The organism is Myxococcales bacterium, from assembly GCA_016717005.1.
Lineage (GTDB): Bacteria > Myxococcota_A > Polyangia > Haliangiales > Haliangiaceae > UBA2376.
The window spans coordinates 665,564-690,576 of sequence record JADJUF010000037.1 but is presented as its reverse complement, the minus strand read 5'-3'; the positions used below and the strand labels follow the sequence as shown (position 1 = coordinate 690,576).

At 74.2% G+C, this 25,013-nt stretch carries 21 protein-coding genes; 14 read left to right on the top strand and 7 right to left on the bottom strand.

Going from position 1 to position 25,013, the window contains the following annotated elements; translation table 11 throughout:
- Positions 1 to 17 precede the first annotated feature (17 nt).
- The 6 genes from IPL61_26610 to uvrC all read left to right on the top strand — a co-directional run bounded on the left by IPL61_26610 (position 18) and on the right by uvrC (position 7,246).
- The gene (locus IPL61_26610; protein ID MBK9034794.1) at positions 18 to 860 is read left to right on the top strand and encodes a hypothetical protein; all 843 of its coding nucleotides are present in this window, start codon (positions 18 to 20) and stop codon (positions 858 to 860) included.
- Between the two features lie 288 nt (positions 861 to 1,148).
- Positions 1,149 to 2,063, top strand: coding sequence for a 3-hydroxyacyl-CoA dehydrogenase family protein (locus tag IPL61_26605; protein ID MBK9034793.1), 915 nt, complete (start codon positions 1,149 to 1,151; stop codon positions 2,061 to 2,063).
- A gap of 115 nt (positions 2,064 to 2,178) precedes the next feature.
- Positions 2,179 to 3,291 (top strand): glycosyltransferase, encoded by a 1,113-nt coding sequence (locus tag IPL61_26600; protein MBK9034792.1) that lies wholly within the window; start codon positions 2,179 to 2,181, stop codon positions 3,289 to 3,291.
- A gap of 178 nt (positions 3,292 to 3,469) precedes the next feature.
- The gene (locus IPL61_26595; protein MBK9034791.1) at positions 3,470 to 4,054 is read left to right on the top strand and encodes a glycosyltransferase; all 585 of its coding nucleotides are present in this window, start codon (positions 3,470 to 3,472) and stop codon (positions 4,052 to 4,054) included.
- Positions 4,055 to 4,085: 31 nt separating this feature from the next.
- Positions 4,086 to 5,147 (top strand): site-2 protease family protein, encoded by a 1,062-nt coding sequence (locus IPL61_26590; GenBank protein MBK9034790.1) that lies wholly within the window; start codon positions 4,086 to 4,088, stop codon positions 5,145 to 5,147.
- A 128-nt stretch (positions 5,148 to 5,275) separates the two neighbouring features.
- Positions 5,276 to 7,246, top strand: a complete 1,971-nt coding sequence (gene uvrC, locus IPL61_26585) for an excinuclease ABC subunit UvrC (GenBank protein MBK9034789.1) — start codon at positions 5,276 to 5,278, stop codon at positions 7,244 to 7,246.
- Positions 7,247 to 7,575: 329 nt separating this feature from the next.
- On the opposite strand, the gene IPL61_26580 is transcribed toward uvrC, so the two are convergent.
- The 4 genes from IPL61_26580 to IPL61_26565 form a co-directional block, all read right to left on the bottom strand.
- Positions 7,576 to 8,628 (bottom strand): amidohydrolase family protein, encoded by a 1,053-nt coding sequence (locus IPL61_26580; protein ID MBK9034788.1) that lies wholly within the window; start codon positions 8,626 to 8,628, stop codon positions 7,576 to 7,578.
- 54 nt (positions 8,629 to 8,682) lie between these two features.
- Complete coding sequence (locus IPL61_26575) at positions 8,683 to 9,957, bottom strand: FAD-binding protein (protein ID MBK9034787.1); 1,275 nt, start codon at positions 9,955 to 9,957, stop codon at positions 8,683 to 8,685.
- Between the two features lie 148 nt (positions 9,958 to 10,105).
- Positions 10,106 to 11,395, bottom strand: a complete 1,290-nt coding sequence (locus IPL61_26570) for a DUF790 family protein (GenBank protein MBK9034786.1) — start codon at positions 11,393 to 11,395, stop codon at positions 10,106 to 10,108.
- Complete coding sequence (locus tag IPL61_26565; protein MBK9034785.1) at positions 11,382 to 12,728, bottom strand: DEAD/DEAH box helicase family protein; 1,347 nt, start codon at positions 12,726 to 12,728, stop codon at positions 11,382 to 11,384. Before IPL61_26565 ends, IPL61_26570 begins: the two co-directional genes overlap by 14 nt.
- A gap of 125 nt (positions 12,729 to 12,853) precedes the next feature.
- On the opposite strand from IPL61_26565, the gene IPL61_26560 reads away from it, so the two are divergent.
- The 4 genes from IPL61_26560 (at position 12,854) to IPL61_26545 (ending at position 15,103) form a co-directional block, all read left to right on the top strand.
- Complete coding sequence (locus tag IPL61_26560) at positions 12,854 to 13,630, top strand: SIMPL domain-containing protein (protein ID MBK9034784.1); 777 nt, start codon at positions 12,854 to 12,856, stop codon at positions 13,628 to 13,630.
- 266 nt (positions 13,631 to 13,896) lie between these two features.
- Positions 13,897 to 14,235 carry a hypothetical protein gene (locus IPL61_26555; GenBank protein ID MBK9034783.1) on the top strand — a complete coding sequence of 113 codons (339 nt, stop codon included), beginning with the start codon at positions 13,897 to 13,899 and terminating at the stop codon, positions 14,233 to 14,235.
- 59 nt (positions 14,236 to 14,294) lie between these two features.
- Complete coding sequence (locus IPL61_26550) at positions 14,295 to 14,558, top strand: hypothetical protein (protein MBK9034782.1); 264 nt, start codon at positions 14,295 to 14,297, stop codon at positions 14,556 to 14,558.
- A complete protein-coding gene (locus tag IPL61_26545; protein MBK9034781.1) occupies positions 14,555 to 15,103 on the top strand; it encodes a hypothetical protein in 549 nt (182 codons plus the stop codon). The genes IPL61_26550 and IPL61_26545 overlap by 4 nt, the downstream gene beginning before the upstream one ends.
- A gap of 3 nt (positions 15,104 to 15,106) precedes the next feature.
- On the opposite strand, the gene IPL61_26540 is transcribed toward IPL61_26545, so the two are convergent.
- The gene (locus IPL61_26540; GenBank protein ID MBK9034780.1) at positions 15,107 to 16,189 is read right to left on the bottom strand and encodes a hypothetical protein; all 1,083 of its coding nucleotides are present in this window, start codon (positions 16,187 to 16,189) and stop codon (positions 15,107 to 15,109) included.
- Positions 16,190 to 16,294: 105 nt separating this feature from the next.
- On the bottom strand, positions 16,295 to 19,084 hold the full coding sequence (locus IPL61_26535; protein MBK9034779.1) for a tetratricopeptide repeat protein: 2,790 nt from the start codon (positions 19,082 to 19,084) through the stop codon (positions 16,295 to 16,297).
- Positions 19,085 to 19,163: 79 nt separating this feature from the next.
- On the opposite strand from IPL61_26535, the gene IPL61_26530 reads away from it, so the two are divergent.
- Genes IPL61_26530 through IPL61_26515 form a run of 4 tightly spaced genes read left to right on the top strand, consistent with a single transcriptional unit; the run spans position 19,164 to position 23,125 of the window.
- Positions 19,164 to 19,676, top strand: a complete 513-nt coding sequence (locus IPL61_26530) for a hypothetical protein (protein MBK9034778.1) — start codon at positions 19,164 to 19,166, stop codon at positions 19,674 to 19,676.
- Entirely contained in the window at positions 19,676 to 20,416 is a 741-nt protein-coding gene (locus IPL61_26525; protein ID MBK9034777.1) for a hypothetical protein, read from the top strand. The genes IPL61_26530 and IPL61_26525 overlap by 1 nt, the downstream gene beginning before the upstream one ends.
- A 13-nt stretch (positions 20,417 to 20,429) precedes the next feature.
- A complete protein-coding gene (locus tag IPL61_26520; protein ID MBK9034776.1) occupies positions 20,430 to 22,340 on the top strand; it encodes a hypothetical protein in 1,911 nt (636 codons plus the stop codon).
- 14 nt (positions 22,341 to 22,354) lie between these two features.
- The gene (locus IPL61_26515) at positions 22,355 to 23,125 is read left to right on the top strand and encodes a hypothetical protein (protein MBK9034775.1); all 771 of its coding nucleotides are present in this window, start codon (positions 22,355 to 22,357) and stop codon (positions 23,123 to 23,125) included.
- 745 nt (positions 23,126 to 23,870) lie between these two features.
- Here the strand turns inward: IPL61_26515 and IPL61_26510 are convergent.
- Complete coding sequence (locus IPL61_26510; protein MBK9034774.1) at positions 23,871 to 24,761, bottom strand: hypothetical protein; 891 nt, start codon at positions 24,759 to 24,761, stop codon at positions 23,871 to 23,873.
- Positions 24,762 to 25,013 lie beyond the last annotated feature (252 nt).

Below are 25,013 nucleotides of genomic sequence, written 5' to 3'. Positions count from 1 at the left end.
CGCGCTACCTTCGCGGCATGAACCTCCGCACGCTCGCCGTGGTCGCCGCGCTGGTCGCGGCTGGATGTGGCTCGTCGGGATCGTCGGCGCGGGCGCCGGCTGGGCCGACGCCGCCGGCGGCGCCCGAGGACGAGGCGCTCTTGCCGTGGCTCACCGGCGATCACGCGCTGGCGGCGCCGGCCGGCGGGCAGCTGTCGTTCGTGGCCAGCCGCGGCGCGCGCTACGGCGTGTGGCTGGGCGACGACGGCGGCGCGCGGGTCTGGATCTTCGACGAGACCAGCGCGACCGACGCGACGCCGCGGGCGTGGAGCGTGCGCCTGGTCCCGGGCGCGGCGCCGACGTCGATCGAGCTCCGCGCGGCCGAGATCGGCGCGACCGCGGCGCTGTTCACCAGCGACGACGCCGGCACCGCCACGCTGACCTTGCGGCGCGGCCCCGACGGCGCGCTGGCCGGCGCCGAGCCGCCGGGCCTGGCGTGGGAGCGCAGCGCGCCCGTCGCCGCCGCCGCCGCCGGTGAGATCGCCGCGCTCGAGGCGCTGTTCGCGAAGGACTCGGCCGAGCGCGGCGCCGACGCCTGGGTGCAGTGGTTCGCGGCCGACGGCGCCGAGCTCAGCGGCGGCGCGCTCGTCAGCGGCCACGACGCGATCCGCGCGGAGATGACGCAGCTGTTCGCGGGCGCGCAGCTGGTCTGGACGCCGAAGGTGACGCGCGCCCGCGGCGACGTCGCGTTCGCGGTCGGGACGTTCGAGGTGCTGTCCTTGGCCGGCGAGCAGGTGGGGGCCGGCAGCTACGTGACGGTGTGGAAGAAGGATCCGACGTCGGGGTGGAAGGTGTGGTTCGACGGCGGCCGGCCGCAGTAGGGCGAGTCCTTCCGCGGCTGCGACTTCCGGGCTCCGGCTCCGGCTCCGGCTCCGGCTCCGGTTCGGGGTCCGGTTCGGGGTCCGGATTCGGCTCCGGAACGTCGGCTCTGTCCCCAGCCCGCGCTCGGTCCCGCTCCGGATAGCGCAATGCGTTGTGTGTTTACATGCAATGTGAATGCATTGACCAATTCGTGAACTTGTAAATCATATTGTCAATATAAATCAATATGTTACAGATTGACAAAACGTTCCTGGTACATTATTGTTTCTCTTGTACAGGAGGATCTGATGTCTGAACTGCACAAGATCGGTATCGTCGGCAGCGGGTTGATGGGAGCGGGGATCGCAGAGGTCGCGGCGCTGGCCGGCCTGCCGGTCGTCCTGGTGAAGGCCACCGGGGGCGACCCTGCCGCGGTCCACGCCCGGATCGGCGCGGCGATGGCGGCGCGGGTCGCCAAGGGCAAGCTGGCCGCGGCCGACGCCGAGGCCGCGCTGACCCGCATCACGGTCGCGCTGGAGGAGACCGCGGTGGCCGGGTGCGACCTGGTCATCGAGGCGATCGTCGAGGACCTCGCGGCCAAGCGCGCGCTGTTCACGCGGCTCGACACGATCATGGACCCGACCGCGATCCTGGCGTCGAACACCTCGACCCTGAAGATCGCCGACCTGTCGGCGGGGCTGCGGACGCGCCGCACGCTCGGCCTGCACTTCTTCTCGCCGGTGCCGGCGATGAACCTGGTCGAGATCGCGCACCTGCCCGACACCGACGCCGACGCGCTCGCGGCGTGCGAGGCGTTCGTCACGCGGCTCGGCAAGACCGCGGTGCCGGTGCTCGACTCGACCGGCTTCGTCGTCAACCGCCTGCTGGTGCCGATGCTGCTGGGCGCGATCGCCGCGTACGAGCAGGGCCTCGCCGGCGCCGAGCACATCGACACCGCGATGCGCCTGGGCTGCGGTCATCCGATGGGGCCGCTGGCGCTGTCGGATCTGATCGGCCTCGACGTCGTCTACGCGATGGCGAAGCTGCTCTACAAGGAGTTCGGCGACGACCGCTATCGGCCGCCGGCGCTGCTGCGCCGCCTGGTGCAGGCGGGTCAGCTCGGCCGGAAGACCAAGGTCGGCCTCTACGACTACGCGAGCAAGCCGCCTCGCGCCAACCTGGCGGCGCTGGCGACGCCCGATCGTACGTCGATCGCGGCGTAGCGCCGGCGGGCCGCGCGGCGGTCGGCGCTCGCGCGGTGACCGCTATGGCGTGCGCGCCGCCATAGCGTGCGCGCGCGATCTTCCGCGCGCACCCAAACCCTGTACGGTCGCGTGGATGCGGATCGGCGTCGTGACGACCTCGTACCCCCGCTGGCCCGGGGATGCGGCCGGGAGCTTCGTCGCTGGACACGTCGCCTACCTGCGCGGCACCGGCGCCGAGGTCGAGGTGATCGCCGCCGGCGACGCCCAGATCGACGCGCGCTGGGATCGCGCCGAGCAGGTGACGCGCGTCGCGGCCCCGCCGGGGCTGTTCTACGCCGGGGGCGCGCCCGAGGCGCTGGCGGCTGGTGGCGGACGCGGCGCGGTCGGGTTCACCGCCCGCCTGAGCCTGACGGTGGCGGGGCGGGCGCGACGCTGGGACGCCGTGGCCGCGCACTGGCTGGCGCCGTCGGCGTGGGCCGCCCTGCCGACCCGCGGGCCGCTCCTGGCCATCGCGCACGGCGGCGACGTGCACCTGCTGGCGCGCCGCCGCTTGCTCGGCCCGACGCTGCGCGCGCTGGCGCTGCGGCGCGGGCGGCTGGCGTGCGTGTCGCCGGCGATCCTCGATACGGTCGCGGCGGCGTGGCCGGCGGCCCGGGCCCACGCGATCGTCTCGCCGATGGGCGTCGACGACGCCGCGACCGCGGCCATCGTGGCCGCGCGCGCCGCGCGGCCGACCCGGACGACGATCACCGTCGTCGTCCTCGCCCGCCTGGTGCCGATCAAGGGCGTCGACGTCGCGCTGGCCGCGCTGGCGCGGCTGCCAGCGCACGTGCGGCTCCGGATCGCGGGCGACGGTCCGGCGAGGTCGGCGCTGATCGAGCGCGCCGCGGCGCTCGGGATCACCGCGCGCGTGCGCTTCGACGGCTGGCTCGACGCGGCGGCGCGCGATCGCGCGCTGGTCGACGCCGACGTGGTCGCGGTGCCGTCGATCGCCACCGCCGATGGCCGCCACGAGGGCACACCGCTGGCCGCGCTCGAGGCCCTGGCCGCGGGCGTGCCGCTGGTGGTCACCGCGACCGGCGGGCTGTCGTCGCTCGCGCTGCTCGGGGCGCACGTCGTGCCGCCGGGGGACGTCGACGCCCTCGCGGCCGCGATCGAGCCCGCCGCGCGCGCGCCGATCGACCCCGTCCCCACGCTCGGCTGGAGCGCGGTAGGGCCGCGGCTCGACGGGCACTGGGGGCGGTAGGTGCGTAGCCGGCTGCGCACCATGTGCGCGAACTTCGACGCAAGCTGACGGCGCGATGGTCGGGCCATGCGATCACTGACACGACCGGCGCCAGCGAGTCCGGGCGGTTGCGGTGGTCGTCCAGCGTCGCCGGCGCGTCACGTTCCCGGCACAGAAGCTGCTGCGGTACGTCAGCTTGATGTCGTCCTGCTACGAAGTCTCGGTCGTGCTGCCCTTCGGCGATGACGAGGACGCGATCGGTCCGGCGGTGCAGCGGCTCGCGAGCGAGCTGCGGACCCTGGGCCTGTCCTTCGAGATCCTGGCGGTCGACGAGGACTCCGGCGACAACTCCCACGCGGTGCTCGCGCTCCAGCGCGCCCGCGTGCCCGAGCTGCGCGTCATCCACGCGCCGCGCCGCGGCCGTGGCGCCGACGCCGGCGCCGCCCGCGCCCAGGGCCGGGTGCTGTGGATCATCGATCCGCACAAGGTGCTCGGCCCGATGGCCGGCGCCACCGAGGCGATCCTGTCGGTCCGCGACGGCGCGGTCGACGCGGTCGTGATGCACGACGCGTTCATCGTCGCCAACCGCGTGCGCGCGCTGCCCGCGACCACGGGCCTGCGCGGCTTCCGCGACGCGCGCCAGCGTCGGCTCGCGCGCCGGCTCGCCGCCGGCGGGCTGCGCATCGACGTCCAGCAGGTCGAGGCCGCGAGCGCGGCCCGGCCGCGCTGGTTCTCGGCGTTCTTGCCGCGCCGCGCGCCGTCGTCGACCACGCGCCCGTCGTGACCGCGACCGGGCTGCTATAGTCAGCGGCGACATGATCTACTTCGGCGCGATCCTCGCGCTCGGCATGCTCATCATCGTGCATGAGGCCGGGCACTTCTTCGTCGCGCGCTGGTGCGGCATGCGGGTCGAGCGCTTCTCGATCGGGTTCGGCCCGGCGATCGCCAAGTGGCGGTCCAAGAAGGGGACGCAGTTCCAGCTCGCGCCCATCCCGTTCGGCGGCTTCGTCGAGATCAAGGGGATGAACATCGCCGAGGACGTCGACCCCGACGACCGCGAGGCCTACCCCAACCGACCGGTGTGGCAGCGCATCGCGACCATCTTCGCCGGGCCGGGCACCAACTACCTCACGGCCGTGGTCATGGCGTTCGGCATCTACAGCTGCGCCGGCATCCCGGGCTGGGCCGATCACTACAAGGTGTCGGCGGTCGATCCCAAGGCGCCGGCCCACGGCATCCTCCAGCCCGGCGACGTGATCGTCGAGGCCAACGGCCAGCCGCTCAAGCTGCGCGGCGCCGGCCCCGACGACAAGCCCCTCGCGGTGCTGACCAACGACGCCAAGGGCGTGCCGATGAAGCTGGTGGTCGAGCGCAAGGGCCAGCGGGTCCCGCTCGAGGTGCCGACCGCGGAGGTCGAGGTCAAGAACGCGGCCGGCGAGACCATCAAGGTCTGGCGCATGGGCATCGCGCTCGAGACCCGCGGCGAGGTCGGCGTCGGCACCGCCGCGGTCGAGGCGGTGCGCTACCCGTGGGTCCAGACCAAGCAGATCGTCGGCGGGCTCTACGCCGCGATCCGCGGCGAGGCCAAGGTCACCGTCACCGGCCCGGTCGGCATCTTCAACGAGTTCTCCGGCGCGTTCGGCTCAGGGCTGATCTACGGCCTCGAGCTCTTGATGATGCTCAACGTCTACCTGGGCCTGTTCAACCTGCTGCCGCTGCCGGCCCTCGACGGCGGTCGCCTGGCCTTCCTCGGCTACGAGCTGGTCACCCGGCGCCGCGCCAACCCGCGGGTCGAGATGACCGTGACCATGGTCGGCGTGCTGTTCCTGATCGTGCTGATGGTGTTCGTCACGTTCAAGGACATCGCGCACCTGTAGTCCGGCCGCGCCGCCCGCAGGGGCGCCCGCCGCCTCGCCGCCTCGCCGCCGTCCGAGCCGAGCGCTGGCGTTGCGCGGGTCGGTCAGCGTTGGTATGGCATGGGCCGAGGCCGACCTCACCGAGTCGAATGATGGACCCGCGCGCCGCGCACTTCGACGAGCTCCTCGCGCGCCTGCCGACGGACCCGGGCGTCTACGTCATGAAGGACGCGGGCGGCAAGGTGATCTACGTCGGCAAGGCCAAGAACCTGCGCGTGCGCGTGCGCCAGTACTTCCGGCCGGGCGGCGACGAGCGCTACTTCGTCGCGGCCGGGTTCCTGGGCAAGGTGCTCCACGACGTCGAGACCATGGTGGTCACCGACGAGAAGGAGGCGCTGCTCCTCGAGAACCACCTGATCAAGAAGCACCAGCCGCGCTTCAACGTGAAGCTGCGCGACGACAAGCAGTACCTGGTGCTGCGGGTGCGGCCGCCGGCCACCACGCCCGGCGCGCCGCCGCACCGCCAGTTCCCGCGGGTCGAGGTGGCGCGCAACATCAAGGACGACGGCGCCCGCTACTTCGGGCCGTACCACTCGGCGACGTCGTGCCGCGAGACCCTGCGCGTGCTCAACCGCCACTTCCAGCTCCGCACCTGCACCGACCACGTCCTCGAGCACCGCGGCCGGGTGTGCCTGCAGTACCAGATCAAGCGCTGCTCGGGCCCGTGCGCGCTGCCGGTCGAGCCGCGGGCGTACGCCGAGCAGGTCGACGACGTCGTGCTGTTCCTCGAGGGCCGCGACCGCGAGCTGGTCGGGCGCCTGCGCGAGCGCATGGCCGCGCGGGCCGCGGCCGAGGACTTCGAGGTCGCGGCCAAGCTGCGCGACTCGGTCGCCGCGGTCGAGAAGACCGTGTCGCGCCAGACGATCGTCCAGGACGACTTCGTCGACCAGGACGTGTTCGGGTTGCACCGCGAGGGCGACGCCGCCGAGCTGACCGTGCTGTTCGTGCGCGCCGGCAAGCTGGTCGGCAAGCGCTCGGTCGGGCACAAGGACCAGGAGCTGCCCGACGCCGAGATCCTGGCCGCGTTCGTGCAGCAGTACTACGCGACGGGCACGTACATCCCCGACGAGGTCGTCGTGCCGGTGCCGCTCGACGACGCCGAGGTGCTGGCCGAGTGGCTGGGCGCGGCCCGCGGCAAGAAGGTGCGGCTGGTCTGGCCCCAGCGCGGCACCCGCACGCGCCTGATCGAGCTGGCCGAGAAGAACGCCGCGGCGGCGATGACCGCGCGCCGTGACAAGGGCGCCGACGCCGAGGCCACGCTCGCGAAGCTGCGCGAGCGCCTGGGCCTGCGCCGGCTGCCGCAGCGGATCGAGTGCTTCGACATCGCCCACGTCTCCGGCACCGACACGGTCGCGTCGATGGTGACGTTCGTCGACGGGCTGCCGGCCAAGCAGCTCTACCGCACGTTCAAGATCAAGACCGCCGGCAACGACGACTTCGCGTCGATGTACGAGGTGCTGTCGCGCCGGTTCAAGCGATCCCAGGGCGGCGACGATCCGGCCTGGGCGGTGCCCGACCTGCTGGTGATCGACGGCGGCAAGGGCCAGCTCGCGATGGCGGTGGCGGCGCTGCGCGACCTCGGCATCGCGCTCGACGGCGACGCCGCGGCGCTCGACGTGATCGCGCTGGCCAAGGAGCGCGAGCTCGCCGCCGGCGACATGCCCGACCGCGTGTTCGTGCGCGGGGTCAAGGACCCGCTGGCGCTGCGGGCCAACACCGCCGAGCTGTACCTGCTGGCGCGGCTGCGCGACGAGGCCCACCGCTTCGCCAACACGTTCCACCGCGAGCGCCGCGGCAAGGCGGCGCTGCGCAGCTCGCTCGACGAGATCCCCGGCATCGGCGCGAGCCGGCGCCAGGCGCTCCTGCGGCACTTCGGCACCGTCGCGGCGATCGCCGCGGCCTCGGTCGAGGAGCTGGCGCGCGCGCCCGGCATGAACAAGAAGGCCGCGGCCGCGGTGTCCGCGCACTTCGCGGCCGCGCCGGCCGAGGCGGCGGTGGCGCCCGACGGGCCCGCGGTGGCGCCCGACGGGCCCGCGGTGGCGCCCGACGACGGCGCGTGACCAGCTAGCGCGCGCTCGTCGCCTCGCGCAGGCGCGCGGCGTTGTCGTGCCCGGAGCGGCGGCCGCAGATCAACGCGCGCTCGTCGCCTCGCGCAGGCGCGCGGCGTTGTCGTGCCCGGCGCGGCGGCCGCAGATCAACGCGCGCTCGTCACCTCGCGCAGGCGCGCGGCGTCGTCGTGCCCGGCGCGGCGGCCGCAGATCAGCGCGCGCTCGTCGCCTCGCGCAGGCGCGCGGCGTTGTCGTGCCCGGCGCGGCGGCCGCAGATCAACGCGCCCTCGTCGCCTCGCGCAGGCGCGCGGCGTTGTCGCGCCCGGCGCGGCGGCCGCAGATCAGCGCGCCCTCGTCGCCTCGAGCAGGCGCGCGGCGTTGTCGTGCAGGATCGCGGCGCGCAGGTGCGGGCGATCGCGCGTGACCATCATCAGCTTCGCGAGCGGCAAGACCGGGTGATAGAACGGCCAGTCGGAGCCGAAGACCACGCGCGTCGGGTCGGCCTCGGTGACGACCTCGCGCAGCTGCGCCAGCGACAGCCCCGAGATCTCGAGCCAGGCGTTGGGGTAGCGGCGCTGCAGCGCGATCGCCTCCTTGTGCTGGAGCGAGCCGGCGTGGCCGAGGACGAACTGGGTGCCGGGCAGCTCGCGCAGCGGCCGCTCGTAGAAGCGCATCTGCGCGCAGTACTGCCCGATCTTGGGCTCGATGCCGGCCGGGCCGGCGTGGAAGAACACCGGGATGTTGGCGGCGCCGCACCAGCGGTAGATGCGCATCGCGTACCAGGCGTCGGGGCGGAACAGCTGGTTGGGCGGGTGCAGCTTGATGCCGCGCGCGCCCAGGTGGACCTGCTCCTCGAACCGGATCTTGGCCAGCGGCGAGCGCGGGTGGACGCTGCCGTAGCCCGTGGCCTCGGATCGCGTCGCGACGGCGCGCAGGGTGTCGGTCGGGTGGCGGTTGGGGATCGCCATGTCGATGCCCAGCACGACCGCGTGGGTCACGTTCATGCTGGCCATGTCGCGGGCCAGGTTGGGCGCGGTGTGATCGGGGCGCTTGCCGCGCCCGGTCAGCCCGCCGAGCAGGAGGTCGCGCTTGAGCTCGGCCAGCTCGTGCGGCGCGAAGCACTGGTTGGCGCGGATGTCGAGGTGGTGCGCGCAGCACGCGCCGAGCAGCAGGTTCGAGTCCGGCGTCGACCGCGTCATGTCGAGGTGGTGGATCGACAGGGTCGGCAGCGCGTAGTGGGTGTGGGTGTCGATGATCGGCCCGATCGTCGGGTCGGCCACGACGATCTCACCGTGATCGATCTCGAACCACGGCAGCGCGGCCAGCGCGTTGCGGGTGGCGAAGCGCAGGGGCAGATCGTCGTCGGCGGTCACGGCGTCGTCGGTGGGAGTCACCGCCACGTCGTAGGTCCCCCGGCCGGCGCTGTCAACGGCGTTCCGCGCGGCTGGTCACACCGGCAGCAGGCGCTGCATCGCCGCCGACCACGCGCGCCGGGCCGGCCCGCGGCGCGGGAACAGCCGGCCCAGGGCCAGCGCGGCCGCGGTGCGGGTCGCCAGCTCGATCACGCCGCGCTCGCGCAGCGCCGCCGGCAGCTTGGTCGCGAGCGCGCGCGGGCTCAGGCGCGGCAGATCTTGATCGAGGCCGGCCCGGGCCAGCTCGGCGTCGAACACGCCCCGCGCGATGACGGCGTCGAGCTCGTCGGGTGTCTGGTGCTGGTTCCAGCGGCGGACGGCGTCGTAGGCGGCGAACATCCCGCCCCAGCGACGGTGCCACGCGACCTCGTAGTCGAACGGCGTGCCGCCGGCGGCCAGGGTCTCGGCGACCAGCTTGCCAGCGAGGATGCCGGCGCCGATGCCCGAGCCGTGGGCCGCGAACACCTGGCAGGCGGTGTCGCCGACCAGGATCACCTTGCCGTCGGTCAGCTCCTCGCGCGGGCGCCGCAGCGGGATCGCGCCGCCGCCGCCGTAGATCATCGGGCCGATCCACGGCTGCGCGCGCACGAACTCGTCACGCAGCGCCTTGCCGCCGGGGTGGCCGAGCGCCGGGATCGAGCCGGTCAGCACGCCGACGGTGTCGCCGCCGGGATGCACGCGCACGTTCAGGAGCGAGAAGCCGCCGGCGATGCCGACGCGGGCGCAGATCTCGCCGAGTGGGATATCGCGCGCCGCGAAGTACGCGGCGGCGCCGGCGCGGTCGCGCACCTCGTAGACGCCCTGGGCCGCGACGCACAGGTGCTCGGCCGCGACGGCCGCGTTGGCGATGAGCCCGGCGCCGGCCAGGCCGCTGGCGTCGACGATCCAGCGCCCGCGCACCGGCCCGGCGTCGGTCAGCACGGTCACGCCGTCGCGGCCGCGCACGGCCACGTCGCCGATCAGGGTCGCGCCCGCCGCCTGGGCCCGGGCCTGGAGCTGCGCCACCAGCGCGCGCATGTCGAGATCGACGATGTCGTGGCGCGGCACGGTCACGCGGCGGTGCGCGCTGACGAGGTGGAACCGCGGCGGCTCGGCCAGGCCCTCGTCGGGCACGATCCCGGCCTCGCGCAGCGCGGCGCGGGTGACGCCGTTGACCCAGCGGGCCCCGGCGCCGGTCAGCGGCCGTCGATCGAGGCACACCACCCGGAGCCCGCGCTCGGCGGCGAACGCTGCGGTGGCGGCGCCGGCGGTGCCGGCCCCGACCACGATCAGATCGACCGACGACGGCAGGGGCGGGCGCGGGGCGGACATCGGCCGCTACATAACACCGCGGCGCCGGCGATCACGCCGCGGCGTCGGCGAATCGCCCGCGGCAGCGGACGGCGCTACGTCGCGCGCGGGGCCCGGGATCGCGGCGCGGCGTCGCGGCCTTCGTCGGAGCCGGCGGCGTCGGACCGCGCTACGTCGCGCGCGGGGTGCGGCGCGCGCGCGGCGGCGCCGCGGCCTTCGTCGGTGGCGGCGGCGGCGGCGCGACCACGGGCACCGCCGCCACCGCCTCGACCCGCTCGAGCACGGCCTTGGCGACCAGGGTGCGCTTGTAGACGTAGAGCGCGCCCGGCAGCTCGCCGTCGAGCGCGGCCTCGCTGACCCGCAGGTGCTGCCCGACCGCGAACACCACGCGCGCGGGCAGGCCGCGCTCGATCAGCTCGACCCGCCTCCACACCGCGTCGCGGCTCCAGTAGCCCAGCACCTCGAGGTAGACGCACACGCCGGTGTCGCGGTGGGTGAACGCCAGATCGGGCGCGCACAGGCCGACGCCCGGCAGATCGAGCACGGCCTCGGCCGGCGCGACGGTCCACGGCGTCGCCAGCGCGGTCACCGCGTCGACCAGCGCCACGACCTCGTCGGCCAGGTCGGCCCGGGCGTCGTCGGCGCCGGCGCGCGCGCCCTCGTGCTTCCAGCGCAGCGGCGTGCGGGCCGGACCCCAGCGGATCTCGGCCTCGAGCTTCCAGCGATCGCACGCCTGGATCGCCGGCAGCGCCAGCGCCAGCGCCAGGCCGTAGCGCGTCGACGCCTCGAACAGGCTGAACGGCCCGTCGATCTCGATCCGGTAGCCGCCCTTGGCGCCGGGCGTGATCGTGTGCAGCAGGCGCTGGAACTTGAGCTGGCGGAACAGCGCGCGGTACGCGGCCGGCCCCGCGCACTCGACCTCGACGACGACCGCGACCGCGCGCAGGAGCACCGCCTGGGCCTGGCCCTGCTCGTAGGCCTCGACCAGCGCCGCCGGCGTCAGCGTCGCGAACCGCACCAGCACGTGGGCGCCGCGCAGATCGGCGAACAGCCCGCGCTCGACCGCGTCGACGTCGACGCCGCGCGCGGCCGCGGCCGCGGCCAGGACCGCCTCGCGCCCGAACCGCTCGCCGGGCCCCAGCGCCGCCCGCGCGACCGCGGCGCGCTCGAACACGTCGCGGCGCAGCTCGACCGGATCGGCGGTGGCGTCGACGTCGAACTCGGCGCGGTCCTCGATCAGCTTGGCCAGGCCGGCGGCCAGGCGCGGCTCGAGCGCGGCCGCGACCACCGCGGCGCAGGCCTCGTCGAACGCGTCGCGGCGCTCGCCGACGTGGGCCTCGGCCACCGCGATCAGCGCGGCGGCGCTGTCGAGCGCGCCGGCCCGGGCCTTGGCGTCGAGCGCGAGCAGCCGCAGCTCGCCCTTGGCGCGGCGGGCCCGGACCAGATCAGCGGTAAGCAACGTGCTCCCGGCGGCGATCGCTGGTGTAGGTCTCGCCGGTGTCGCCGGTGACGAGCTCGTAGAGGATCGCGCGCTTGCCGTCCTGCTGGCGCAGGATCCGGCCTAGGCGCTGGACGTGCTCGCGCACCGAGCCCGAGCCCGACAGCACGATCGCGACGCTGGCCTCGGGGATGTCGACGCCCTCGTTCAAGACCTTCGACGCCACCAGCGCGCGGTAGCGCCCGGCCGCCAGCCCGCGCAGGAGCTCGGTGCGCTCGCGGACCTTGGTCTGGTGGGTGATCGCCGGGATCAGGAACCGGCGCGCGACCTCGTAGCAGGTGGCGTTGTCCTGGGTGAACACCAGCGCGCGCTCGTCCTTGTGCTCGCCCAGCAGGTGCTCGACGTAGTCGAGCTTGGCCGGCGCGCACAGCGCCAGCGCCCGCTGGTTGCGGAACGCCTGCATCGCCCGACGCCCGGCCGGGCTGCGCGACGACTGGATGATGAACTGGGCCCAGCCATCGGGCCCGCCGAGGCGGATGCCGCTCGCCACGATGAAGTCGCGGTAGATCTTGCGCTCGGCGTCGTAGGCGACGCGCTCGTCGGGCGCGAGGTCGACCTCGATGCGCTCGGTGACGTAGTCGGCCAGGTAGTCGCCGGCCAGCTCGACGATCTCCTTGCGGTAGACGATCGGCCCGATCAGCTCGGTCAGGAGCGCGTCCTTGCCGTCGGTGCGCTCGGGGGTCGCGGTCAGCCCCAGCCGGAACGGCGCCAGCGCCAGCCGCGCGGCCATGGCGTAGCTGCCGCTGGGCAGGTGGTGGCACTCGTCGAACACGACCATCCCGAACCGCGCGCCGAGGTGCTCCATGTACAGGTACGCCGAGTCGTAGGTGGTCACGGTCAGCGGCCGCACGTCGTGCTCGCCGCCGCCGACCAGGCCGACCGGCCCGCCGAAGGTCGCGGTCAGGAGCTCGTGCCACTGCCGCACCAGATCGAGCGTCGGCGCCACCACCAGCGTGTCGCGCCGGCGCAGGTCGATCGCCATGAGCGCGACCTGGGTCTTGCCGGCGCCGGTCGGCAGGACCACCACGCCGCGCCCGGCGCTGGCCTGCCACGCGGCCAGGGCCTCGGCCTGGTACGGCCGCGGCGGCCGGTGGACCCGCGCGCCCGCGGCCAGCTCGCCGTAGCGGCGGGCCTCGTCGAGGTACGGCCGGCGCTGCGCCACCAGCGCCCGCACGATCGCCGCGTACGCGACCGCCGGCGCGCGATGGCACGCGGTCCGCTCGTCCCAGACGCAGCCGGGCAGGCCGGCGCCGACGGTGGCGTCGGCGCCGCGCACCTCGAGGGTGCCGGCCATGAAGCCGAGCGTGATCGCGGGCGCGTCCACGGGCGCAGGATGCCACGACCGCGGGCGCGGGTCAGGCCCGTGTAAGGGCTCGCGCGCGCGGGACGCATCGTCGGGGTCGCGCGCGTAGTAGGGGCATGCGCACCTCCCGTCCTGCCGCCGCTCGCGTCGCCCTGTCGCTCGTCTCGGTCCTGGCCCTCGGCGCCGGCGCCGCCGCGTGCCGCCAGCCGGTCACCCACGTCCACGTCGACGGCGCCCGCGCCGACACGCCGCAGCCGGGTCAGTTCGTGGTGGTCGGCACCGCGGTGCTCGACGTGCGGCCCGACGTCGCGGACCTGCACCTGACGATCGCGGCCGAGGCGCCGCGCGCCCGGGTCGCGGCCACCCAGCTGCGCGCGCGCCAGGCCGAGCTGCGCCAGGCGCTGATCGCCGCGGGGATCGCCGCCGAGGACCTGACGTTCTCGAGCCTGGGCATCCAGCCGGTCTACGACGAGAAGCGCGAGCGCGTGCGCGGCTACCGCGCGGCGATCGATCTGACCGCGACCACCGCGAGCTTCGAGGCGCTGCCCGAGCTGCTCGAGGTCGCCGTCGGCGCCGGCGCGACCAACCTCACGACCGAGCGCCGCGTGCTCGATCTGCCCGCGCGCAAGCGCGAGGTCCGCGACCTGGCGCTGGCCGCCGCCAAGGCCAAGGCCGAGCAGACCGCGTCGGCGCTGGGCGTGAAGCTCGGCCGCATCACCTCGATCAGCGAGGGCTCGGGCGACGGCTACGGCTGGAACGGCCGCTGGGGCGCCGAGCTGCCCAACGCCGCGGGCTTCGTCCAGGCCCACGTCGCGGCGCCGAGCGGCGGGCCGACGCTGTCGGGCGACGCGCAGCAGCTCAGCCTGACGATCTCGCTGACCTACGAGCTGTAGCGGCTCCGGGTCCGGGTCCGGCTCCGGCTCCGGGTCCGGCTCCGGGTCCGGCTCCGGGTCCGGGTCCGGCTCCGGCTCCGGGTCCGGCTCCGGGTCCGGCTCCGGCTCCGGCTCCGGCTCCGGCTCCCGGGCTCCGGGCTCCGGCTCCGGCTCCGGCTCCGGCTCCGGCTCCGGCTCCGGTTCCGACTCCGGCTCCGGCTCCGGCCTCCGGCCGCGCGAGCACCGCCGCGCCGCCGCGCCGCCCGGCGCGCGCTACGCTCGCGGGCGTGGACCAGCTGCGCGAGCGCTTGCTCGATCTCCATCGCGCGCTGATCGAGGTCGAGCGCGTCGCCCTCGAGCGCACCCGCGGGCGCCTGACCGCGACCGCGCTGTGGCACCTGCTGGTCGAGGATCCAGCGCTGGCCTGGCTCGGCCCGCTGTCGTCGCTGATCGTCCGGCTCGACGAGGGCGTCGCCGCCGACGACGAGGCCGACCTGCGCGCGACCGTGCGCGCGCTGCTCACCGCCGAGCCCGACGGCGCGCTGTTCCAGCGCCGCTACGCCGAGCTGCTGCAGGCCAGCCCCGAGGTCGTGCTCGCCCACCGCGCCGTGACGCGGGTCTGGTAGCCGGCGGCAGGCCGAGCGCGCCGAGGTCACGCCGCGTGGTCGATGGTAAGCTATCGACGATGGACTCGCTCGAAGCGGCCAATCGTCTCCTGGAGGCCCAGCGGGCGGCGCTCGGCGAGACCAGCGAGCGGGCCCGCGAGGCCGAGCTGTGGCGCGACGCGACCCCGGCCGAGTGCCTCGCGACGATGTTCGCGCTGTGTCGAGAGGCCGATCACTACCTCGCGCAGCTGACCCCGGGCCAGCTCGAGCGGGCGCTGGCACCCGCGCCGCTGCCGGCCGACACCGTCCTCCTCCTCGCCGCGCAGCGCGCCCACGCGGCATGAGCGCCGCGGACGCCGCCGCGAGGGTCGCCGATCGTTTCGACGAGGACGGCATCGACTACGCGATCGGTGGGGCGCTGGCGCTCGGCGTGTGGGGCGCGCCGCGCAACACCGTCGACGTCGACGTGACCGTCTTCGTCGATCCGGCCGGCGTCGCGCGGGTGATCGACGCGCTCGAGCGCGCGGGCGTCATGCTCGGACCGGACGCCGCGCGGGACGCCACGCGGATCGGCCTGATCCGAGGGCGCCTCGGGCGCGCGCCGATCGACGTCTTCATCGCGAGTCATCCGCACCACGTCGCGATGCGGACCCGCCGTCGGGCGGTGATCGATCCCGGCGGCCACGCCCGCTGGTTCATCTCGCCCGAAGACCTGATGGTCCTGAAGCTCTTCTTCGGCCGCCCCAAGGACGTGCTCGATCTCGAGCGGCTGGTCGCGATCCGCGACGACCTCGACCTCGACTATGTGGCGGGCTGGCTCGCCAAGATGGTGCCGGCCGACGACCGTCGGTTGGCGCTGCTCGCCGCGCTGCGCCGCCGCCCGGCGTGACCGCTACCAGGTCAACGTGGCGTCGCGACTGTCGAGCGTGAGCTCGCCGGCGCGATCACCGACCTCGACCGAGATCGACCAGTCGAGCGTGGTCCCGACCTCGAAGGTGGGCGCGCCCACGACGCTCGGATCGAACCATGGCAGCGCGCCGGCGCCGCCCCGGGCCGCCTGCCACGCGCCCGAGGCGTTCATCGTGACGGTCACCGGCGGGTTGGTGGTGGAGCGCAGCCACGTGTAGACCATGTCGGGCGTGGCGCCCCAGGTGGCTCCGCTGCGATCGCCCGCGATCGTCGGGAACGCCGCGAACGCCAGCGTCGGCGCGGTGGCGTCAGAGACGAAGCGCTGGACGATCTGCGTGGTGCCTGCGGACTCGGCGTAGGCGAGCGCGACCATGCGATCGGTGGCGACGCGCTGGGCCGGCGGCACCAGCCAGACCGCGTCGGCCGTGCCGAGCATCGGCACGTAGGTCCCGGTGCCGTCGTGGGTGTGGAGCTCGGAGCCGAGCGACACCGCCGCGGCGCCTGCGCCGGTGACGGTCACGGGCGCGAGCACGCGGTCGAACCCGGTCGCGAGATCGAGGTCGAGCGTCGCGTCGACGGTGAGGTCCTGGCCGCGATGGATCAGCGCGCGCGGACCGTCGGTGGCGAGCGCCACGACGTCGTAGGTCCCAGGCGCTCTGGCCACGTCGTAGCTCCCGTCCGTGCCGGCCGGCTCGGCAGAACCGTTCAGGCCGACGAACACCTCGGCGGTGTTCGGCGTGAGCTGGCCCCGCAGGTGGACCGCCGCGGCCGGGACCCCACCGCACGGCTCGATCGGCCGGCCGCGGTCGCCGGCGTCGTAGTTCACCCGGACGAACGAGAACCCGTCGCACTTCACCGCCCAGGCGTGGAAGCCGGCGGTCACGTCGAACGTCGCGCCGCCGGCGACGTACGCCACCGGCTGCCAGCCTCCGTCGCCGTCCTGGGCCACCAGCCCGGTCGGCGCGGTGCCCGCGAAGGTGAGCGTGTACGGCGTCGGGGGATCGTCGCCGCCACACGCCGCGAGCGCGCCCATCGTCAGCACCCAGACCAGACCTGCGTTCTTCATGGCAACCTCCTCGACCACCGTGCCGGTTGCTGCCGGCGGACTCAACCCGCCGCCGCCGACAGCCCCTCGCCGCCTGCGACCACGCCACCGCGACCGCGGTCGCACCTATCTGACGAGCTTCTTCAGCTCGATGACCTCGGCGTGGGCCGGCTCGGTCCTGGCCGCCAGCGCCAGCGCGGCCCGGGCCTTGGCCTTGTCGCCCAGGGCAAGGTACGCCCGGGTCCGGCCCAGGTGCGCCAGCGCCGGCCGCCGGATCGGCGGATCGATCACCAGCGCGCTGTCGTAGCTGGACAGCGCCGCCGCGCCGTCGCCCAGGGCCAGGTAGGCCTTGCCCAGCGACAGCAGCAAGTCTGGGTCGGCCGGGTAGATCGCCAGCGCCATCTCGCCGTAGGTCTTGACCTTGGGCCACGCGCCGCGCGTGGCGTAGGCGTCGACCAGCTCGCGCAGCGGCGCCAGCTGCATCTGCTCGAGCATCACGTAGTGCTCGAGCTCGGTCAGGGCGAGGTCGGCCTGCTGCTGCTTCTTGTAGATCTCGGCCAGCGCCATGTACGGGTAGCTGCGTTCGGGGTCGAGCCGCTTGGCCGCGCACAGCTGCGCGATCGCGCCGGCCAGATCGCCGTCGGTGACCGCCAGCTCGGACAGCCGGATCCGCAGGTCGTAGCTGTCGTGGCCGTCGGCGATCAGGCCCTCGATCAGCGCCTTGCCGCCGGGCTCGTCGCCCTTGCGCAGCGCGATCTCGGCCAGGATGTAGCGCGCGATCGGCTGCTTCTTGTCGAGCTTGAGCGCCGCGGTCGCGGCGGTCTCGGCCGGATCGGCGTCGCCCTGGTAGAAGTGGCCCAGCGCGAGCCGGGCCCGGACCAGCGCGTCCTTGGGCTTGGCGTCGGCGGCGATCGCGAGCGCGGTCACGTCGTCGAGGCCCGCGGTCGGCAGCCGGAACGTGCCCTGGTACGGCGCCAGGCGCACCTTCAGGTACGCGCGGAAGTCCTGATCGAACTCGGCGACGGTGCGGCCGGTGATCGCCTGCACCACCGCCGGCGTCTCCTGGCCCTTGCCGAACAGCTTGAGCGCCGCGACGATCTTCGGGAACCCGTAGGTCGACGCGATGTACTCGATCATCACGCTCGACAGGTAGTACGCGACCACGACCTTCTGCGCGTCGGGCTGGACGAACTCGTAGTTGATGGTCGCGACCGACGGCAGCGTGCCCTCGAGCACGGCGCCGTAGACGTCGGCGTCGTTCTCCCGCCGCCACGACGGGTTGGCGATCAGCGTCTCGTACTCGGACAGGCCCTCGGTGAACCAGCGCGGCACGCGCGAGTTCGACAGCTGGATCGCGAAGACGTGGCCGAGCTCGTGCCACAGCACCATGCCCCAGTTGATGTCGCCGTTGGAGGGCGACATCGCGGTGATGACCTGGCCGAAGCACACGCCGAGCGCGCCGAGGTTGGGCAGGCCGACGGTGCGCACGCTGTAGTGATCCGAGTCCTGGTACAGCTCGACGACGACCGGCGTCTTGGGCGTGAAGCCGTAGCGCTTGACCATGTCGGCGAACGCGCGCTCGAGCGTCGGCTCGATGTAGCGCGACAGGATCTTCTGCTCGCCCTTGTGGTAGCGGAACTTGAACGACTTCGACGACGAGAACGTGTAGTCGGACGGGATCGTGTCGTTGAACAGGTTGCGGGTGTTGTAGGTCCGGACGTTGTACTTGTCGCCGGCCCAGGCCTTGTTGAGCCACGCCACGCCCTCCTGCTCCTCGCCCAGGCGCAGGTAGCCCATGCCGACCTCGCTCATCGCGTCGTAGGCGTCGGGCCGCAGCGCCACCGCCTGCTTCGACAGCTCGATGGCCTCGCGGTAGCGGTGCTCGCGGACGGCCGAGCGCGCGACCGTCTGGTACAGGTCGGCGTCGGCCGGGTTGATCGCGAACGCCTTGGCCTTGGCGGCGTCGTAGGCCTTGGTGTCGTCGCGCAGCCACGCGATCGTGGCCTCGAGCGCCAGCGCCTCGAGCGACTGCGGGTTGACCGCGCGCACCTCGGCCAGGGTCTTGCCGGCCGCGTCCCACTGGTTCTGGTCGATCTCGATCGAGGCCCGCACCAGCAGCGACGGCAGGTGGCGCGGGTTGACCGCGAGCGCCTCGGCGAGGTGGTGGCGGGCCTGGGCCAGGTCGTAGCGGTTCTCGAGCAGCACCGCGGCCATGCCGGCGTGGGCGTCGGGCTGGTGCGGGTTGATCTTGAGCACCTCGTCGTAGGTCTGCTCGGCGACCTCGCCCGAGTACTTGCTGCGGAACAGATCGGCCCAGGCCAGGCCGGCCTCGGTCGAGGTCGGCGCCAGGTTGACCGCCTCGCGGTAGGCGTCGTTGGCCAGCTCGAACTCGCCGCGCGCGCGCGCGGCCTCGCCCAGCGCGAACAGGTCGGCGGCCTTGTCGAGATCGAGCAGCTTGGCGTCGTACTCGTCGATCGTCCGCTTCCACAGCGCGTCGGCCTCGGCCAGCTTGCCGGTGGCGGTCAGGAGCCGGGCCAGCGCGCGCCGCGCCGGCCGGTGGCCGGGGTCGGCCGCGACGACCGCCTCGAGCAGCTTCTGCGCCTCGGCCACGCGGCCGGTCGCGCGCAGGACGTCGGCCAGCGCGACCTTGCCGTTCGTTGCCACCACCGCGTTGGCGTCCTTGCTGGCCGCGGTCGCGGTGGCCTCCGCGCCCTTGACGTCGCCGATCGCCAGCTGGGCGTCGACCTGGAGCAGCCGGGCGTTGCCGGCGTCGGCGCCGCGGGTCCGGCTCAGCTCGCCGATGGCGGCCTTGTAGTCGCCCCGCGCGAGCTGCTCGGCCCCGGTGGCGAGGTCGGCGCGCGCCGGTCCCGCGGACAGGATCACCCCGAACAGCCCGGCCAGCGCTGCGGTTCGCATGGGACGAATCTGAGCCGGCGAAGGGCCTTTCGCAAGCAGGTCGGGCAGCGGCAGGCCGGCGACGCGCTACACTGGCCGCATGGCAGACCAGCGGGCCACGGCGGCGCCGCGCGATGACGGCGGCATCTACCGGGACTTCGACGCCTTCCAGAAGCAGGCGGTCCGCGACTACTACGACCGAGGCTGGACCACGCGGCGCGGCAACTTCATCGCGCTGCTGATCGCGGCCGGCGGGGGCACGTCGGTCGGGCTCGCCAAGGACTCGGTCGTCGACGGCACCGGCACCAAGAAGGTCGCGATCGGCGCCGGCCTGGCGCTGGCGCTGCGGGTCGGGCTCCGCTACGCGCTCGGCGGACCGCTGTCGCTGGTGCTGACCGCGGCGGCGGGCGCGTCGATGCTCGCGTATCTGATCCGCAACCAGAAGGACATCCTGAAGAAGGTGCAGCGCTACAAGGTGGTGCTGGCCGACGTCCACAAGAAGTACGACGACACGAAGAGCGCCTGGCGCGACGGCAAGTACGACGTGGCCCAGCGCAACCTGATGATCGACGGCCTGATGAAGCGGTTCGTCGCGGACGTCGACGAGGCCTGATGCGCGCGCTGGTCGTGGCGGTGGCGGTGACGGCGCTGGCGGCCCCGACCTGGGCCCAGCCCGCGAAGCCGCGTCCGGCGCCGGCCGACACCGACGACGTGATCGGGTTGCTCGACGTGCGGGTCGAGGGCCTGTCGGCCGACGCCGCCGAGGTGTTCACGCGCAAGATCGAGGACGGCCTCGAGCTGTCGGGCCTCAAGGTCGCGTCGCGCGAGCGCCTGCGCGCGTACCTGGCTGGGACGCCCTGGAACACCGCGTGCCTGCTGGGCACGTGCCTGGCCGAGCTCCAGCGCGGGGCCGCGGTCGCGACCGTGATCGAGGTCGCGCTCGCCACCAGCGGACCGAGCTATCACTACGTCATCACCTTGCTCGACACCCGGAGCGGTCAACCCCTGACCCAGGTCGCCGCCAAGTGCGACGTGTGCACGACCGACGAGGCCTTCACCGAGGCCGCGCTCGCGGTCGTCGCGCTGGTCAACGGCGTCGGCGACGGCGCGCCGATCGACGTGCCGGTCGTGATCGATCCGGCGACGCGGCGGGCCCGGGCTCGGGTCGCGCACGCGCGCAGCCGCACCCGCTGGCTCGGCGTCGTGCTGCTCGGCGCCGCGGCCGCCGCCGGGGCCGGGAGCTGGTACTTCTACCGCGACGATCGCGACGCCCTCGGCGGCGCGACCGCGGGCGCGGCCGGCGCGCTGGGCGTGGCCGGGTTCACCTCGCTGGGACTGTCGTTCTCGTTCTGACGCCGAGGCACCGATGACCAAGTCCACAATCCTGGCCGCCACCGTCGTCCTCGTGGCCGCGTGCGAGTCGCCGCCGGTGGTGCCGCCGGCGCCGGTCGCCGCGGTGTTCGAGGTGCCGCGCCTCGGCGTCGCGCCCAGCGAGTTCTACGCGCTGCCGTTCCCGTCGGACATCCGTCGCGACGACGACGGCCACCCGATCATGACCGACTACCCGGTCCCGGTCGGCATCATCGGCGCCTACACCAACGCGCTGCCCAAGCTCGACGGCTTCGGCACCAACGCCGCCATCTTCCAGCGCTTCTCCGGCGCGATCGATCTCGACTCGCTGCCGGCCGACGCGGCGGCCTCGATGGCCGACGGCGCGTCGGTGTACCTGGTCGACGTCGATCCTGCGTCACCGACACGCGGCGCCCGCCACCCGCTGCGGTTCCGGTTCCAGGATCGCCACGGCTTCACGATCGGCCCCAACTGGCTGGCGGCGTTGCCGTACCCGGGCTTCCCGCTGCACGAGCACACCACCTACGCGCTGGTCGTGACCCGGCGGGTGCAGGCCAACGGCGAGCCGGTGCTGGTCGCCGACGAGTTCGCCGCGATCGCCGCGGCGGCGGCGCCGGCCGACCCGACCCTGGCCCGGGCCCAGGACCGCTACGCGCCGCTGTGGACCTGGCTCGACGAGCCCGGCGGCGACGAGCGCGCCGATGTCGTGTCCGCGGCGGTGTTCACGACCCAGACCGTCACCGCGATCATGGGCCAGCTGCGCGCGAAGGTGCGGTCGCTGCCGCCGGTGGTGGCGCGCGACGTCGAGCGCCAGCCGGCGCTCGCGGTCCCGTACGCGATCTACAACGGCGTGTTCGACGCGCCCAACTTCCAGAACGGCGAGCTGCCGTACCGCCTGACCGGCGGCGACATCGTGCTCGGGCCCGACGGCCTGCCGGTGGTGCAGCAGACCGAGGCGCTGCGATTCTCGATCACCGTGCCCGAGGGCCCGGCGCCGGCCGGCGGCTGGCCGGTCGTGATCTACGCCCACGGCACCGGCGGCAGCTACCAGTCGTTCATCGGCGACGGCACCGCGGTGCGCATGGCCGAGCAGGGCCTGGCGACGGTCTCGATCGATCAGGTGCTGCACGGGCCGCGCAACCCCGGCGGCGATCCCGAGCTCGACTTCTTCAACTTCCAGAACCCCGACGCCGGGCGCAACAACGCCATCCAGGGCGCGGCCGACGACTTCTCGGTGGTGCGGCTGCTCGAGGGCCTGACCATCGACGAGGCCGAGCCGGCGCCGCACACGATCACCTTCGACACCGCCAAGCTGTCGTTCTTCGGCCACTCCCAGGGCGGCCTGACCGGGCCACCATTCCTGGCGGTCGAGCCCTCGGTGCGGGCCGCGGTGCTGTCGGGCGCGGGCGGGCTCCTGTACTTCGCGCTGCTCAACAAGACCGAGCCGTTCGACGTGACGTCGCTGGTGCGCTCGATCATCCAGGACGAGCCGCTCGACCAGTGGAACCCGGTGCTGGCGCTGCTGCAGACCTGGGTCGAGCGCTCGGACGCGATCAACTACGGGCCGCTCTTGGTGCGCGAGCCGCCGGCCGGGCTGGCGCCGATGGACATCTACCAGAGCATGGGGTTCGTCGATCACTTCACGCCGCTGCCCGACATCGAGGCGCTGGCCGTGGCGATCGGCGGCGATCAGGCGGCGCCGGTGATCGCGCCGATCGCGGGCTTGGCCATGCGCGGCCGCGGGGTCGCGACCGCGCCGATCGTCGGCAACCTCGACGGCCACACCGCCGTGATCGTGCAGTACCAGGCCACGTTGAGCGACGGCCACTTCGTCGTGTTCGACACCGCGGCCGGGCGGCGCCAGTCGTCCGAGTTCCTCGGGACGTTCGCGCGCACCGGCCAGGCCACCCTGGTCACCCCCCAGTAACCCGAGGCGGAGCGATGGCGCGCAAGCGGATTGGCGAGATCCTGATCGAGACTGGCCTGATCGACGAGGACGGCCTGCGCGCCGCGCTGGTCGAGCAGCGCCGCCACGGCGGCCCGATCGGGCGCGCGCTGGTCGATCTCAAGCTGGTGAGCGAGGAGCAGGTCGTCGTGGCGCTGTCGCGGCAGCTCGCGGTGCCCGTGGTCGAGCTCGACGGCATGGAGATCCCGCAGGCGGTGATCGACCTGGTGCCGGGCGAGCTGGCCGAGACCTGGGGGCTGATGCCGTTCGGGCAGCCGATGAAGTTCCTCGACGTCGCGATGAGCGACCCCAACAACCTGCGCGTGCTCGACGAGCTGCGCGTGCGGACCAACCTCAACATCCGCGCGTACCTCGCGGGCCCCAAGGCCATCGAGCGCGCGATCGGCAGCTACTACGGGCGCGGGCTGGGCCGCAACCGCCGGCGGGACACCGTCGACGTGCCCCGGGCCGCCGAGGAGGAGATGGAGCTGGTCAGCGCCTACGACCCGGCCGCCAGCCGCACCGTCAACGTCGACGGCACCAGCGCGCCCAGCACCCAGAGCCGGGCGCGCATCGCCATGGCCACCGTGACCTCGCCGCCCGCCGCGCGCGGCCCGTCCTACGCCGACCTCGCCGAGCTGCAGGAGCGGGTCGCGTCCCTCGAGGCCCTCGTCCGCCGCGACGAGGACGTCCTCAAGAAGCTGATGGGCCTGCTGATCGAGAAGGGCGTCTGCACCCGCGACGAGATCCTCGAGCGGCTGCGGTAGCGGGGACCGCGGGGGCTCTGGACCGGGCTGCCTCCGCTGGCTCTGGACCGCGGCACCGGACCGGGCGCTGGCCGGAACGGCACCGGGTGGCTCCGGACCGGGTGGCTCCGGACCGGGTGGCTCCGGACCGGGTGGCTCCGGACCGGGCGCTGGCTCCGGACCGGGTTGCTCCGGACCAGGGGTAGGGCGGCAAACGGCGGCGCGGGGGGCCGCCTGGGGCAGGCTGGCGGCGCGGTGGCGCGTGCTGCCGGCGGGCGGAGAGGGCGCGAGCGGCGGCGTTTCGGCCACGCCGGGTGGCTCCGGACCGGGGGTAGGGCGGCGAGGGCGGCGGGTGGCTCCGGACCGGGGCTCCGGACCGGGGGTAGGGCGGCTCCGGACCAGGGGTAGGGCGGCACCGGACCAGGGGTAGGGCGGCAAACGGCGGCGCGGGGGGCCGCCTGGCGCAGGCTGCCGGCGCGGCGGGGCGGGCTGCGGGCGGGTGACGGGGGCGCGAGCGGCGGCGTTTCGGCCACGCCGGGCGGCTCCGGACCAGGGGTAGGGCGGCAAACGGCGGGGCGGCTCCGGACCAGGCGGCTCCGGACCAGGGGTAGGGCGGCAAACGGCGGCGCGGGGGGCCGCCCGGGGCAGGCTGCCGGCGCGGCGGGCGGGCTGCGGGCGGGTGACGGGGGCGCGAGCGGCGGCGTTTCGGCCACGCCGCGACGGCGCGTGCGGGGTGCACGCGCTGGGGGACGGCGCGGGGCTGGGGTCAGGCGGCGGCGACCGTGATGGCCGCGAAGCGGGCGAGCCAGTAGGTGCCGGCGGGGAAGATGGCGGGGCGGCCGGCGAGCCAGCGGAGGCGGGCGTCGCGGTAGGCCTCGCGGAAGGCGCGGATGGCCTTCAACGCGGCGACGCGGTGCGCGGTGTTACGCGCGGCGATCAGCGGGCGCAGGCGGCGGCGCGGCGCGGGCGTGTCGGGGCTGTCGCGCCACGACTGGCGGAGGACGGCGCGGCGGCCGAGGACGCGGGCGCCGGTGCGCCGGCGCTCGGCGGCGGCCGCTTCCTCGACGGCGGCGACGCGCTCGCGCAGCTCGCGGCGGACCACGTCGGGGTCGCCGAGCTCGGGCGGGATGGTGAGCGTGAGGGTCGCGACCTCGGGCAGGTCGCCGTCGGCGCGGAAGAAGTGCCGCGGGCGCTGCACCGTGATCGTGCGCCCGCGCAGCAGCGCGCCGAGGCCGTTGACGCCGGGCCAGTGGTGGACCCGCTCGACGAGGCCGTCCTTGACCGGGTTGGTCGCGGCGTAGACCAGCTTGTCCATGACGTCGGCGGGATCGACCAGCTCGACGGTGCACGGCGCCTCGGCCGACCAGAAGTTCTCCGCCCGGCCGAGGAGCGCGTTCATCGCCCGCGCGACCAGCATGTGGAAGTACGCGCGGAACTCGACCTCACAGCCGTGGCGGTCGTACGTGACGTCGTGGTGGTGGTTCGACATCACCGACGGCAAGATCATCTCGAGGCCGAAGCGCTCGACCGCGACCGCCAGGCAGTACAGGTACGTCTGGTTGGTCCCGGGGCTCGGCCGCAACAGGAACTGACGCTGCACGCAGCGCCGGTTCACCATCAGGAACCGTCCGGGCCGGACCGGGCGGGGCAGCGACATCGCACCAGCCCAGAGCAAGCCGCTTGCCAGCGCCAACCCCGCGCCACGACAGCGAGTCGCTGTCCGGTCGCGGCCGGCGCCCGGACATCTGTCCGCGAACCGGACAACCTCGGACGAGCCGGCGCCCGGCTATCGGTCCGCAAACCGGACAACGTCGGATGAGCTCGACGCCCACCGATCGTCAGGCGCCGCGAGGAGCCCGGCGCCCACCGATCGTCAGGCGCCGCGAGGAGCCCGGCGCCCACCGATCGT